The 13,673-nt window shown below is 61.6% G+C and carries 9 protein-coding genes and 1 tRNA gene; 7 read left to right on the forward strand and 3 right to left on the reverse strand.

Annotation, left to right across the window (positions count from 1 at the left end):
- The first annotated feature begins 374 nt into the window (after positions 1-374).
- Complete coding sequence (locus tag MCUHO_RS12130; protein ID WP_067078716.1) at positions 375-3,365, forward strand: VWA domain-containing protein; 2,991 nt, start codon at positions 375-377, stop codon at positions 3,363-3,365.
- 508 nt (positions 3,366-3,873) lie between these two features.
- Entirely contained in the window at positions 3,874-6,813 is a 2,940-nt protein-coding gene (locus MCUHO_RS12135) for an Ig-like domain-containing protein (protein ID WP_067078719.1), read from the forward strand.
- A gap of 41 nt (positions 6,814-6,854) precedes the next feature.
- Here MCUHO_RS12135 and MCUHO_RS12140 read toward each other — a convergent pair.
- Positions 6,855-6,926, reverse strand: a tRNA-Arg gene (locus MCUHO_RS12140).
- 55 nt (positions 6,927-6,981) lie between these two features.
- Here MCUHO_RS12140 and MCUHO_RS12145 point away from each other — a divergent pair.
- Together MCUHO_RS12145 and MCUHO_RS12150 are read left to right on the forward strand one after the other, a co-directional pair.
- Positions 6,982-7,407, forward strand: a complete 426-nt coding sequence (locus MCUHO_RS12145) for a dCTP deaminase (RefSeq protein ID WP_067078721.1) — start codon at positions 6,982-6,984, stop codon at positions 7,405-7,407.
- Entirely contained in the window at positions 7,404-8,372 is a 969-nt protein-coding gene (locus MCUHO_RS12150) for a DUF128 domain-containing protein (protein WP_067078723.1), read from the forward strand. The genes MCUHO_RS12145 and MCUHO_RS12150 overlap by 4 nt, the downstream gene beginning before the upstream one ends.
- Here MCUHO_RS12150 and MCUHO_RS12155 read toward each other — a convergent pair.
- Positions 8,356-10,302: a tubulin/FtsZ family protein gene (locus MCUHO_RS12155; RefSeq protein ID WP_067078725.1), complete on the reverse strand. Its 1,947-nt coding sequence runs from the start codon at positions 10,300-10,302 to the stop codon at positions 8,356-8,358. The genes MCUHO_RS12150 and MCUHO_RS12155 overlap by 17 nt on opposite strands.
- Before the next feature lie 343 nt (positions 10,303-10,645).
- Here MCUHO_RS12155 and MCUHO_RS12160 point away from each other — a divergent pair, with 343 nt between their 5' ends.
- The 3 genes from MCUHO_RS12160 (at position 10,646) to MCUHO_RS12680 (ending at position 12,935) form a co-directional block, all read left to right on the forward strand.
- A complete protein-coding gene (locus MCUHO_RS12160; RefSeq protein WP_067078727.1) occupies positions 10,646-11,653 on the forward strand; it encodes a 5,10-methylenetetrahydromethanopterin reductase in 1,008 nt (335 codons plus the stop codon).
- Positions 11,654-11,805: 152 nt separating this feature from the next.
- Positions 11,806-12,735, forward strand: coding sequence for a galactose-1-phosphate uridylyltransferase (locus tag MCUHO_RS12165; RefSeq protein ID WP_067078729.1), 930 nt, complete (start codon positions 11,806-11,808; stop codon positions 12,733-12,735).
- Between the two features lie 26 nt (positions 12,736-12,761).
- Positions 12,762-12,935, forward strand: a complete 174-nt coding sequence (locus MCUHO_RS12680) for a hypothetical protein (protein ID WP_201786431.1) — start codon at positions 12,762-12,764, stop codon at positions 12,933-12,935.
- A gap of 524 nt (positions 12,936-13,459) precedes the next feature.
- On the opposite strand, the gene MCUHO_RS12800 is transcribed toward MCUHO_RS12680, so the two are convergent.
- Positions 13,460-13,673: hypothetical protein (locus MCUHO_RS12800; protein ID WP_235808267.1), on the reverse strand; the 214-nt coding region annotated here is incomplete at its 5' end.

The following is a 13,673-nucleotide window of genomic DNA, read 5'->3' on the forward strand; positions in this document are numbered from 1 at the left end:
TCTTCTTTGAGACGAGCGGATTATGATCTCCCGCATGCTTATTGAACACCGAGATCTAGTCATCTACATACCTGTGTAACCCGGGCAACGTTGTGGCCTGCCGGCGAACCCCGCCAGCTCCCCTCCCCGCCTCCCCCTCTTCGGCACCCGGCCCCGTGTGGGCCCGTGAACGGTTTTTTTCCTGGAAGGAAACAAATTCTGCAGTATTCCAAACCCTGCCGCATGGTTGTTCGAGGCGAACGCCCCAAATCTAAATAATTTCTACATCTAGCTAATATTTAGCTTTAAAATCGTACTATTCGGATCTAGCTTGATTTTTATCAATGGGATATTATTATATACTAGTTAGGTTAAATGACCCTCCTTGAGACATTATGAGAGCGTGGATATGCACCTACATAATCATCGCCGGGCTGCTCCTTCTTGTGGTTCCGGCCGCTGCCCTGATGCCCGATGCGGCCGAGGTCGCTACGAGCAGCGACTGGCTGACGGCGGGGAGCGGGGAGAGCGCGGCCGTCACGGTGCTGGTCACAAACGGCACCCCTGCCGCTCCGGTTCCCGGCGTTGCCGTGGATCTTACAGTGGACAGCGTCTACGGGAGCATCTCGCCTGCGCGCGTGGTCACGGATAGTGACGGAACGGCGACGGCGACCTTCAGGCACGGGACGGTCGCCGGGACGGCAACGATCGCGGCGACGGTCTCGGAAGGGGTTGGTGTGCCCCTGACGGGGAGCGTCGAGCAGCAGATTGACCATGCAAGAGCGAATAAGATAGCCGGTATCCGGTACGATCGTGAGGTGACCGTCGGAGGGACGACGGAGATCGCCGTCAGGATGGAAGACCTGTATGGAAATACGGTTGACAACCGGCGTGAGGCCGAGACCGTGCTCTTCATGGTAAGCCCCCCGGCAGGGTTTGTGGCCGGTGCCTCCCTTATAGACGCGCACACGGTGCCGGTGGACGCGGCCGGGAACGCCACCGCGACGCTCCGGGTCGATACGATGGCCGGGGAGAACCTCGTCTGGATCCAGCCCCCGGCACCGATCGGGAGCGATATGATCTCCATCACCGGGATAGGGGGGCTGCCGGTCGATATCGCGCAGGTTGTCGCTCCGGAGAGCGGTTCGATTCCGGCCGACGGGAAGACGAAAGCTTCGCTCACCTACACACTGCTCGACGAGTACGGAAACCCTGTTCCCGGGCATGGCCTCTGGGTGAACGCCACCCTGCTCCGGTTGAACCAGCCGGATGAGCAGGAGAGCCGCCTCCTCAACACCAACTCACTGGGGCAGGTGATGATCACCTACGGGCCCGAGGACTCCGTCGGCCGGGCCATCGTCACCGCGGCGGCAGCAGCGAACCCGGGCGTGAGCGTATCAAAGGAGATCGAGTTCACCAGCACTGATCCGACGAACATGCTCCTCTCCGCAAGCCCGCAGTCGATGCCGAGCCGGGACGTCAAAGCCGAGTCCGTCTCGCGACTCCGGGCCAAGGTGATGGATGTCAGGGGGAACCCGGTCGAGGGCGAGACGGTGACGTTCGCAATCGTGTCGACGAACTGTACGCCCTACGTGCAGACCCGAGAACCTGAACTGGCGACGGCATCGGGCGAGACCGATACCGACGGGTATGCGACGGTGGAGTTCCGGCCGGGCGCGTTCACGATCGACCGGAGCGATCCGCGCTGGAGCGACACCGCGACCGGGACGGCGACCGTCCGGGCGACGTGGGGCAACGTCAGCCGGGACATCGAGCTCACCTGGAAGAACTACCCCTACCTCTCGGTGGAGACGGAGGTCTCTCCCGAGACGGTGGCGGTGAACGATACGGTCGACGTCACGATCCGGCTGAAAGGCGACGGGTGGGCGCTCCAGCCCGACCCGATCGACGTGGTGCTGGTGATCGACCGGTCGGGGAGTATGTCGGGCACGGACGTGACACCGACGCGGATGGCGGCGGCAAAGACTGCGGCATCCACGTTCATCGAACAGATGAACCCCGGGCGGGATCGGATCGGCCTTGTCTCGTTCTCCTCCTCTACAACGGTGGATAACGAACTGGGCGATTCTTTCGAAGAGGTGACCACGAAACTGAATGCTCTTAACGCGAACGGCGCAACCCAGCTGCGTCGGGGAATCTATGAGGCGATCCTCATGCAGAAAGAGAAGGAGGATCGACCCAACGCCGTCAGAGCCGTGGTCGTCATGACCGACGGCGACTGGAACTACGACGGAAGCCCGATTGGCCACGGGACGGGGTATCCAGCTGATTCGGCATGGGCCTACACCTTCAGCGGCAGCAACCTGGAGCCGGATAACTACCGGTACTACGACGGCCTCGGCGGAACGCTCCGGAGCGGGACGAAGTGGTACAACTGGTGGAACCCCGACCGTGAATATACGTACTGCATCGACGGCGAGACCACCAACCAGAACATGTCCCGGTTTGCCGTCGACAACAACGTGAAACTCTACATGATCACGTTCGCCTACAGTCCCAGCACAACGGTCCGCGACACGATGCGCACACTCTCGACATCGACCGGCGGGTTCTATGAGCATGCCAGGAACGGTGATGATCTCACCGACATATACGAGCGTATTGCCGGTGAACTCAAGACCGAGGCGGGCGTCGATACGGAGTTGAATGTCGCCTTTGAAAATGTCGAGGTGAACGGGAACCTCACCTCCGGATCCGGTGTATTCGAGTATGTCTACGAAGACGGGGCATCGACCACCATCGAGAGCTGGGTCGTCAACGAGACCGGAAACTATACGGTCATCCCCTTCAATACCATCGACCAGACCCTCGACTGGAACGATGACCAGAACCTCCCCTTCAACATCGGCACCGTGCGCCTCGGCCAGACCTGGGAGACGACCTTCAGGCTTGCGGTGAAGACGGAAGGCAACATCAACGTCTTCGGCCCGGGGTCGACGATCTCGTTCAACAACGGCACCGATTCCCTGACGCTTCCCGACACCTTCATCACGGCCGTACCCCTGAACAACACCGGGATGAACTTTGCGGCGCTCAATATCAGCAACTTCCGGTTCACCGGCACCGAGCCGGTCAAGGAGCTCCTCCCGGTCGCCTGGGATCTCAACTACACCGGCCTGTACAGCGTGACGGAGGATCTCTTCTACTCCAACGACAACGAGTACACCTGGGTGAAGTTCGACACCCTCAGCGCCACGAATACGACGACGGCCGGCACATCAACACTCGACGTGCGGGGTCTCCCTCCCGGTGACTACGCCATCCGGATCCGCGGTTCTGCACCGGATACCGAGGATGCCTCGGCAGAGATTACCCTGGGTGTGGCCGCCGGGACGACCGGAATCGCGTATATCCGTATCCGGTGAGTGGCTCCGGCACCCTTTTTTTCCTGTGCCGGTGCGCCTCCGGGGGTTCAGCGGCCCGCACTCCCCCACGGCCGACCGTCTGTGCCTGACGGTCGCGGCACCCTTCTCCCGTGACCCGTATCCGGAGACACTGGGTGCCTGCAGATTTCGCCTCCGGGCGCTCCCGGTTACCTGCACGAACCTGTATTTATTCATCGCGGAACGTTCGCCGCTCTCCCGAAAGCATTGCACATTTTGATCCGTTTGTTCACGTTTTAACCGGGTGATGGGGCCAGTATTGACTGATTTACTGGTCTTTCATGTGTTAAAATTATTTGAAGTAATTACTATATTATTGTTCTGTGGCGCGGGTGATCGCCCTGCCCCGATTCAGATTGAAAAATACTCCATAAGATCTAAAATTGGGGTTATTCAATCCGTTTTAAGCGCCATTTCTGATCTCCTCTGACCAAGATCAAATAAAAACTCTTATATATATTGCATGGGATCACGGCTTCCTGATCTCAGTATGAATTTCAAAAAATTATTCCTCCTCACGATCCTGCTCGGCCTGATCGTTCCTGCGGCGAGTGCGACAGATCCCGATAGGATCCTCATATCGAGCGATGCCGGCTGGCTGGCGGCAGGCGGAACCGAGCCCGCTGAAATAACCGTGCAGGTCTTCGACGGGAGCGGGATGCCGCTCGACAACTGCACCGTGGCGTTCGGGGTCGACCCGGTCTTCGGCCGCATCTCGCCTGCAACCGTCACCACCGATGCATCCGGAACCGCGGTTGTAACGTTCATCCCCGGCAGGACGAGCGGCGTCGCCGTGATAACCGCACGGGCCGGGACTGTAGAAGAGACGTTTCACCTCCCGATCGACCACGGCACGGCCAGCCGCATCACGTACCTTGACTATGAGTTCGAGGTTGCCGCGGGCGACGTCACCGTCATCACCGTGGGGCTGGCCGACCGGTACGGCAACCCCGTGGACGATAGCCGGGTCACCGAGGCCGTCCACTTCAGCGTCGGTTCGATCGACGACGATGCCGTCTTCATCGACGACGGGGGCGCTCCGGTGCCCGAGATCGAACGGACGGTCAACGCCACCGGATACGTCCGGGTGCCCTTCAGAACCGCCCGCACCGTCGGCGAGAACATCGTCCGGATAACTGTTCCTTCGGGCGAAATCGACCGCTACATCTCCATCCGCGGGCTCCCCGCCGGGCTTCCGGCCGCAGTTGCCGTCTCGGTCAATCCCGATGCCGATCCGGAACCCTACCAGCCCGCCGATGGCGAGAGTACGTTTACCCTGACCTACCGGCTCTTCGACTCCTGGGGCAACCCCGCAGCCGGCCGGGATATCCGGGTCGCCACCACGCTCGCAGGGGAAGGCACCGTCCTGACGACGAACGGATCGGGCGTCGCCCGCCTCACCTACGGCCCGAAGGATACCACCGGCAGGATCACCGTCACCGCAACGGCCGCGGACAACGCAAGCGTGACGGTATCGCAGGTTGTTGAGTTCGTGCACACCGTCCCTGTAGATATGCTCCTCTCGGCAAACCCCCAGTCCATGCCGAGCCTCGACGTGCCGGGTTCAAGACCGGCAACCCTCCGTGCGAAGGTCGTCGACGTGAGAGGAAACCCGGTCGGTGGAGAAGACGTAACCTTCGCTATCCGAGACGTCGATACCGGCGAATTCCTGCAGGTCGCCGCCCCGTACCTCTCTGCGTCCTCTGCCGAGACCGATGACGATGGTTACGCTGTCGTCCGGTTCTACCCGGGCACGTTCACGACCGACCGGACTGATCCGCGCTGGAGCGCCGCGGCGAGGGGCGGGTGCGACATCGCCGCTACCTGGAACGGCACCACCCGGACGATCCCCCTGGCCTGGGAGAACTACCCCTACCTCTCGGTGGAAGCAGTGGTCTCTCCCGAGACGGTGGCGGTGAACGATACGGTCGACGTCACGATCCGGCTCATAGGCGACGGGTGGGCGTTCCAGCCGGACCCGATCGATGTGGTGCTCTGCACCGACCGGTCGGGGAGCATGCTCTATGACGACCCCGATCGGATGCACTCGGTACGCGAGGCGGCAAAAGTCTTCGTGGATCAGTTCTCGGAGAACCACGATCGCGCGGCCGCCGTCTCGTTTGGCGGTAAAGGCCGTATCTCGCGCCCCGGTGTCAGTTCCGGCATCAGCACGCACGAGATCGATAACGACTATGCCTGCCCGAAGACCTACGATGACTACGCTACGCTCGATCTCGGGCTCACCCGTAATCTCCGGGCGGTGAAGGATGCGCTCGACGGGGTCGTCCCCGACCACGGCACCCCGCTCCGGCACGGGCTGAAGGTCTCGATCGACCACCTGGTCGCCGGAGCAGACGACGGTTCGGTAAAGGCCGTGGTGCTCCTCTCCGACGGGGATTACAACTGGTACGGCGACCCGCTTGCCCGGGGTTCGGGTTCGACCCATTACTCGCCGGATCAGTACGGGACGCTGACCCGGAGTTACTACCGGTATGGGGATCTCCCCTCGAAATGGCAGAATCTGGCGGCTTACGCCGCGGACAATGACATCCGCATCTTCACGATCTCGTACTCGGAGAGCCTCTCCGGTGACGCGAGGTCGACGCTGCAGAGCATTGCCGCATCGACCGGTGGAAGGTACTACCACGCACCGGCCCCGGATGCCCTGGGCCCGATCTACACCGATATCGCCGGGGCCCTCAAGACGGAAGCCGGCGTCAACACCACGATGGGACTTGACTTCGGCACGATTCGGGTCAACGGTGAAGAACGGGACGGGGAGAGGGTGCTCTCCTACGTCTACGAAGACGGGATATCGACCGTCATCGAGAGCGTGGTCGAGAACGAGACGGGCGAGTATGTGATCGTGCCGGGAAGAACCGTCAACCAGACCGACGACTGGAGCGACGACCGGAACCTGGAGTTCGAGATCGGGACGGTTCACCTCGGCCAGACCTGGGAGGCGACGTTTCGCCTGAGGGTGCTTGCCGACGGCAACATCAACGTCTTCGGGCCCGGGTCCAGGATACGGTTCAACGACGCGGCGGAGCTCGCCCTCCCCGACACCTTCGTCACGGCCGTTCCGGATCTCAGCAACACGGGTTTCGGCTCCGCGACGCTGACGCTCTCAAACCCGCGCTACACCTGTACAGAACCGGTCGAGGAGATCCTCACCGCTGCCTGGGACCTCACCTACACCGGGGCGGGAACCGTGACCGAGTCCGTGGAATACTCGAACGACGGCGGCCTCTCCTGGGTGCGGTTCGAGACCGTGACCGGTGAAACCTCCTCGCTCCATGTCCGGGCACTTCCGCCGGGTGAATACCGGGTTCGGGTGCGCGCATCTGCAGACGACGTACCCGATGCCGGTTTGGTCTTCCCTCCCATCCAGGTCGGGGAGCGGCATCAGGCGTATATCCGGATCATGTAGCGGTTATTTGGGTGCGTGGTTCACGCACCCCAAAAAATTAACGGACCCAGCGGGAATTGAACCCGCGTCCTTGGGTTCGAAGCCCAAAAGGATGTCCACTACCCCATGGGTCCCCTCTTCGGTTTCTATCATAAGTTATTAAGCGTTTTTGTGCCAGTACTCTATACAATGATCCTCTCGTCCAGCGAAATCGCTTGCCGGCGCGAAAACGGCGATCTCGTCATCGAGCCGTACCACGATGCGTCCCAGCAGCCCGCGTCCTATGATCTCCGTGCGGCCGAGGAGACGGTGCTCCCGCGCGGCGTATGCACTCTCGTTCCCTCGATCGAGCGGGTGGAACTCCCCGCCGACCTCGCCGCAACCCTCCGGTGCCGCTCCTCGCTCGCCCGCCGCGGCGTCCTCCTCGGCGGCGGGTTCGTCGATCCCGGGTTCCGCGGCCAGCTGACGCTCTGCCTGACGAACACCGGCGCCGAGGAGATCCGCCTTGCAGCGGGCGACCGGATCGTGCAGATGATCCTGCAGGAAGTGTTGAGCGGCGACCGGCTCTATCAGGGCCGGTACCAGGACAGTGTTGGCACGGTGCATACCCGATGACCCCTTCGATACGTTCGGAACGGAAGTACCTTGAGATCCTCCGGATTCTTGCGGAATCGCACGAACCCCTGGGTGCAAAACGGTTGAGCGAGAAGATGGCCGAACGGGGATTCATCCTGAGCGACCGCGCCGTCCAGTACTACCTCCAGTACCTCGACGAGATGGGATTTACGGAGAAGGCCGGGAACCGGGGGCGCCTCCTGACCGAGGCCGGGATCGCCGAGAGTGAGAGCGCGCTCGTCGATCAGAGGCTCGGCTTCATCATATCGAGGCTCGAACAGCTTGCCTTCCGGAGCACCTTCGACCCGGCGACCGGCACGGGCAGCGTCACCTACAACCTCTCCTTCGTGCGGGAAGAAGACCTCCAGGCCGTCACGGCAGCCTTCGACGAGGTGGCGGCGGCGGGTTACGGGTTTCTCTCCGCCTACCGGATCGTCGATTCCGACCCCCGCATACCTGAGGGCCATGTCGGGATCATGACGGCCTGCAGCGTCACCCTGGACGGCGTCCTCCAGAAGATGGGTATCCCGACGAGGCTCGAGTATGCCGGCAGAATTGCCGTCGATGAAGGCGGATCCGCCGGATTCCTCGATCTCATCGGCTACCGCGGAACGTCGGTCGACCCGCTTCATCTCTTCATATCCGCCGGACTCACCTCGATCAACCGGCTGGTGACGACCCGGGCCGGCGTCGCGCTTGCGAACGTCCGTGCGGTGCCTGCGGCCGCACGCTATCGGGTGGAGGTGACTGTCGGCCTGATGGAGGAGTGCGGCTTCACCTTCCCTGCCGGAGGGGGCATCGGTGAGTTCAACCTCCCGAAGCACCCCTACCGCCTCTCCGTTGTTGCGCTGAGCGGCATGAACATGGTGGCGAATGCCATTGAGAAAGGCTACGCCATAAAAACCGAGATTGGTGCAGGAACGATCCCGTTCGAAAAAATAGCGGACGCTACTGGATCCAGGTGATCCCGCCGTCCTCGTCGTCCGATCTCTTCTCTTCGTTCCGGCTCTTCTGCCGGGCGGCCGTGTCGATCACCTCGAGCCTTCCGCGCGAAGGCTCGACCTCTTTCGGGGTGGGGCCTGATCTGGCAAATCCCTTCCGGCCCAGCGAACCATCCTTCGGTAAGGGCGCTCCTTCGCGCATGCACAGGCCGGCTTCCTCGAAGAGGCCGTCCTTCGGCCGCTGCATTCCGTGGCCGAGCGTGACGCGGTCACCGGTGAACACCCCGTCTTTCGGGCGCTGGGTCGCGCGATCCAGGGTGCCCGCGTCTGCGGAGAGCGCCCCTTCTTTCGGCCGCTGCACGGGTTTTAAGGATGTGGAGTACGATACCGCATCGTCTTTCGGCCCCGTCTTCTCGATGCTGATCCCTTTCAGGCCGAAGGTGGAGTTCTTCGGGGCGGGCACCGACGAGGTGATCGAGGCCGACCCGGTGAGATCGATCTCCCTCCCGCCCTGCTTCGGGGGAAGGATGAAGGCCCCGTCGTCCTGCTTCTTCTCGGCTTTCGGGAGCATATCGATGGTATCGTCCCTGCGCTTCCGGTCGCTCCCGCCGCTGCCCGGGAGCCGGATCATCTCATCCTTCTCCGGTGTGATTGGTTCTGTCATGTATCCGATCTCCTCGAGATATGCCGACTCAAGAGGCGAGGCAAAGCCGGAGACATCATCGTCACCCGGCATCTCGGAGGCGGCGCCGGCTGCCAGGGCTTCCTCCTCTTTACGCAGCCGCTCCTCCTCTTCCGCCCTCAGCCGTTCTTCCTCGCACTCGAGGTGGTATTCCGTCCGGATATCCCGGAGTTCCTCGACCCGGGGGACGTTGGTGAGCCCCGAGAGCACGATGATGATCCCCACATAGGATGTGTTCTTCACCGGGTAATCGCCCGATCGCATCTCGAGCCCGGCGATGCTCCGGTCGATCCACTTTCGGACGGTCTGGAACCCCTTCATCGAGAGCTCGGCCGAGGGGCCGGCGATCAGCACCAGCGCTTTGTCGGCGCTCGTGAGGTCGCAGGGAACCGATACGTCTTCGTAGACCGCTTTTTTGGCGAGGGAGATGATCCGGGCGGCTTTCTCCTGCGAACCCTGGATGAAGTCCTTCAGCGACTGCCGCCGGTGGAGGACGTTCAGCCATCCCGTCGGCAGTCGCTCCGTGGCGTAGCCGACCGCGACGAACCCGTTCCCTTTCAGGGTGTTCAGGACCTCGCCGGCATCCAGAACGATCTCGGCGACATCCAGCCCGGATTCGTTGAACTCCCCGGCACGAAGGAGAAGGCCGATCTGGCGCGCAACCCTCTCGTTGAGCATGTTGTAGTGCGTTCTCGGATCCGACCCAATGGGAAGCTGGCGCAGCTGGCCCATGACGCCGGTGTTCTCGGCCTCGGCTGCAGCGGCGGCCACCTTGATCTTCTTCGACCAGGTCTCGTTGTCGAAGAGGACGACGGCATCGACGAGTTCCTGGAGCACGTCGAGATCGTCGGCGGCCTTGGCAGAGATCCGCTTCCCCTCCTCCAGGCACGGCAGTACGGCAAGAGCGAAGATCGGCTCGATGTAGGACTTCCGGATCTCGGCGATGATGAGCGGCGCGATGTCGATGACGCTGCCACCGAGCCCGCAGCAGAAGAGGATGGCGTCGATCTCCATCGTATCCAGACTCTGGAGGCGGGTCATCACCTCCTCGATATCGATCACGTCCGTGATATGGGCACGATCCGAGATATCGACCCGCGGGAAGAAGATCCTCGCGGGGTCCGGGAGGTAGCGGAGTTGCAGCAGGGAGTTCGGGTCGATGTCGATCGCTACCGCACTCATGCAGTAGACTTTGCTGCGCCGGTCATGGTTGTAGAGTTGATCCACAACCCTTGAGCCGGCGCCGCCCAGCCCAATCGTCAGCACTCGCATGAGATTATACTCCCTGCCTGATACCTTCGCATGCCCGGAGTGACCTTTGCCGCGAAAGATGCATAAATTTCATCCAAAACTATTGATGAATATGTGGGCGGACGGACATATACATTTCTGTACGTTCCGGGATGGGCGAAACCCGCCCAATCAGAAAATATTCATACTTAAATGTTCCGGTTTGGCATCCTCCGGCTGAAGCCCCCTCAAGGGTAAGGAAGAAGAATCACCAGATGCCCAGGAGAACCCGTTACACCTCTCCGTTTTGCACTACCTGTGCGGTACGTGTCGTTTGGAGAGCACAAAATGATAATATATATAACTCCCGGCACGTAACTACTCAATGAGGTGCATAGCCTTGACTACATATGGAATTGAATTTGTGCCCGGAGCAATCAACGTCAAGCAGGTGGTGAACTACACCAAGCTTGCAGAGTCGAAGGATATCGACTACGCTTGGATCACCAACCACTACAACAACCGTCATGCATACCCGACCCTTGCCATGATCGCGGCAAACACCGACTCGATCAAGATGGGACCGGGCATCATGAACACGTTCACCGACACCCCGGCAGCCATTGCTTCTTTCATGGCTACCCTGAACGAGATCTCCGATGGACGTGCCGTCCTCGGTATCGGGCCCGGCGACCTCTCGACCCTTCCCAAGCTCGCGATCGACCCCGTCAAGCCCGTCGGTCACCTGAAGGAAGGTGTCGAGCAGATCCGGAAACTCCTCGCCGGTGAGGAAGTCAAGAAGTCCGGCAACCTGGAGTTCTTCGACTACGACGGTGCCAAGCTGACCGGCGTCAACCTGCCCGGCAAGAAGGGCATCCCGGTCTACATCGGTGCCCAGGGTCCCAAGGTGCTCGAGCTCGCCGGCACGATCGGTGACGGCGCCCTGATCAACGCCTCGAACCCCAAGGACTTCGACGTCGCCATCCCGATCATCAAGAAGGCGATGGAAGCAGTCGACAAGAAGAAGTTCGACGTCGGTGCCTACACCGCCATGTCCATCGACAGGGACGAGAAGAAGGCCCGGAACGCCGCAAAGATTGTTGCCGCATTCATCGCCGCCGGTTCCCCGCCCGCGCTTCTCCAGCGCCACGGACTCAACCTCGACAACGTCGCGAAGATCAAGGAAGCGCTCGGACGCTTCGACTTCAAGACCGTCGGCGGACTCGTCGGCGACGCGGAGATCGACGCCTTCACCATCGCCGGTACCCCCGACATGGTCAAGCAGAAGTGCGAAGACCTCACAAAGGCTGGAGTTACCCAGATCATCTTCGGCTCGCCGCTCGGCCCCGACATGACCAACTCCATCCGCCTCCTCGGCAAGTACATTGTCTGAGACGGAAGAACACGATCTCTTTTTTTACGGCGTTGCCGGATAGTTCGAACCGACCGGGGTACTCCCGGGTTTCGCCGTGGTCTCCGGCGCCACCGTCCGCAGTCCGGACAGGGTTTTATACGCTCGGCGCGCCAACCGGAGTATGAAGGGCCATGTTCACCATCCGCGAGATCCTGACGGAACGGGGGATTCTCCAGTACCGCCGGGAGTCTCTCACCGGCATCCGGTGCCGGATCAGTCCCGTCCGGGTCGAGAGGCAGATCGACGCCGCTCCTGCCATGCCTTCATCCCGCGACGGCTGCCCCTTCTGTCCTGGTGCTATCGATACTTCCACGCCGACGTTCGAGGACGGAAGCCGGCTCCGGTGTGGGGAGAGCGTGACGTTCCCGAACCTCTATCCGTTCGCCGGGCGCCACGTGGTCACGGTGATCACCTCCGATCACGGGCCCGGCCGGTTCGATGCGAGGTGCCTTGCTGATGCCATATCCGGAACGGCTGAGGCTCTCGCTCGGTCCCCGGGGTATGCGAGCATCAACTGGAATAACCTCCCGTCGGCGGGTGCGAGCATCGTCCACCCGCACCTGCAGGGCATCGCCGATGCGGAGCCCACTCGGCTTGCGGAACTCTACATCTCCGGCGGCCGCCGTTATCTCGCCGATCACGGCCGCCTCTACTGGGATGACCTCGTGGAGCGCGAACGCTGCTCGGAGCGGCTTCTCTTCGAAGACGAGATCTTCTGGTCGGCGAACCCCGTCCCCCTCGGCGAGCGGGAGGTGCGGGGAATCCTCCCGGTAGCGACGCTCGATGAACTCGAACCATATGTAGAACCGCTGGCCGAGGGTATCCTCCGGGTCGTCGGCTTTTACCGGAGCGTCGGCACGCATGCATTCAACGTCTCGATCTTCTTCGATGCCCCCGGAAAAGCGGGGCAAGGCCATCGTGCCTTCTGTTCCATCATCGCACGGCTGAACCCGAATACCTTCTCCATGTGCGACTCGGCGTTCATGGAGCGCCTGCACCTGGAACCGGTCATCCTGACGCTTCCAGAAGACCTCGGCGCGCTCTTCCGGGCGAAAAAGTAATTTTGAGCCGTATCGATTCTCTCCCTATGACGGGCCCGCGTGGATTCCTGATCGGCGGCCTGGTGGTCAACGACGTCTTGACGTTCCGGATGGATCACGCCCCCTACGACAGGGTCAGGGGTTCGGGCATCGGACGGGGGGGGCCGAAGTACGCGATCGAGGAGATGACGGAAGAGCGGATGATGATCTCTTTGCCGTAGGTGGTGAGATGGGATCCAACTGTCTCTCACGATCTGCATTGGGCGATATTCTGCAGTAACACTGGCACGGATTTTAAGGGGGCTGTGCATCTGCCCCCGCACCTAGCGGTGCTTACACTCCTGCTCCCACCCTTCGGGTGCTCACGCTCCGGCCCTTCGGCTCATCGCGGCTGGAAGCCTAACGGCCTCTCAAGCTCCGGACATTGTCCGTCGCACCTTCGGCCAGTCGCATGTCGTATCTCTTGTGCTTGAACTCTGAACAGATACATGCCTCTCAATTGCGATCTTTAGATCCTAGTGCATCGATTCCAAAATAACAGACCATATCAGGTCTTCGTCTTATCCCCCTATGAAGCGCTCTCCTCCGTCCCCCACCCCGCCCGCGCTGCGCGCTCCTCCCCCGCCCCCTCCCGGGGGCGAGGGCAGTCATGGCGATATCCGGTGGAAAGCCGCGTCAGGGGGTGGTGCTGACGCCGGTTTCCCGAAAGACCAAGACGAATCGGTCAGGGAGAACCTGTTTCTAACTAGTTCTCCCCCGGGATCGCCCCGTGCAGTGGACCGTGGTGGCCTTCGCACCTTCGCACCTTCGCACCTTCGCACCTTCGCACCTTCGCACCTTCGCACCTTCGCACCTTCGCACCTTCGCCCTTCGCGACCGCCGACGAGATCCTCGGGGCCATCGGGTTTGAGACCACCCGCAAAGCACGGGCCTGGTCGGACGAGGACGTCGTTCTTCGG

The organism is Methanoculleus horonobensis (genome assembly GCF_001602375.1).
Classification (GTDB): Archaea; Halobacteriota; Methanomicrobia; order Methanomicrobiales; family Methanoculleaceae; genus Methanoculleus; species Methanoculleus horonobensis.

Excerpts from the sequence above, each read along its gene's own strand:
- MCUHO_RS12155 (WP_067078725.1), bottom strand. The coding sequence starts at position 10,302 with ATGCGAGTGCTGACGATTGGGCTGGGCGGCGCCGGCTCAAGGGTTGTG.
- MCUHO_RS12680 (WP_201786431.1), top strand. The coding sequence starts at position 12,762 with ATGACGGGCCCGCGTGGATTCCTGATCGGCGGCCTGGTGGTCAACGAC.
- MCUHO_RS12165 (WP_067078729.1), top strand. The coding sequence starts at position 11,806 with ATGTTCACCATCCGCGAGATCCTGACGGAACGGGGGATTCTCCAGTAC.
- MCUHO_RS12130 (WP_067078716.1), top strand. The coding sequence starts at position 375 with ATGAGAGCGTGGATATGCACCTACATAATCATCGCCGGGCTGCTCCTT.
- MCUHO_RS12160 (WP_067078727.1), top strand. The coding sequence starts at position 10,646 with ATGAGGTGCATAGCCTTGACTACATATGGAATTGAATTTGTGCCCGGA.
- MCUHO_RS12145 (WP_067078721.1), top strand. The coding sequence starts at position 6,982 with ATGATCCTCTCGTCCAGCGAAATCGCTTGCCGGCGCGAAAACGGCGAT.
- MCUHO_RS12135 (WP_067078719.1), top strand. The coding sequence starts at position 3,874 with ATGAATTTCAAAAAATTATTCCTCCTCACGATCCTGCTCGGCCTGATC.
- MCUHO_RS12150 (WP_067078723.1), top strand. The coding sequence starts at position 7,404 with ATGACCCCTTCGATACGTTCGGAACGGAAGTACCTTGAGATCCTCCGG.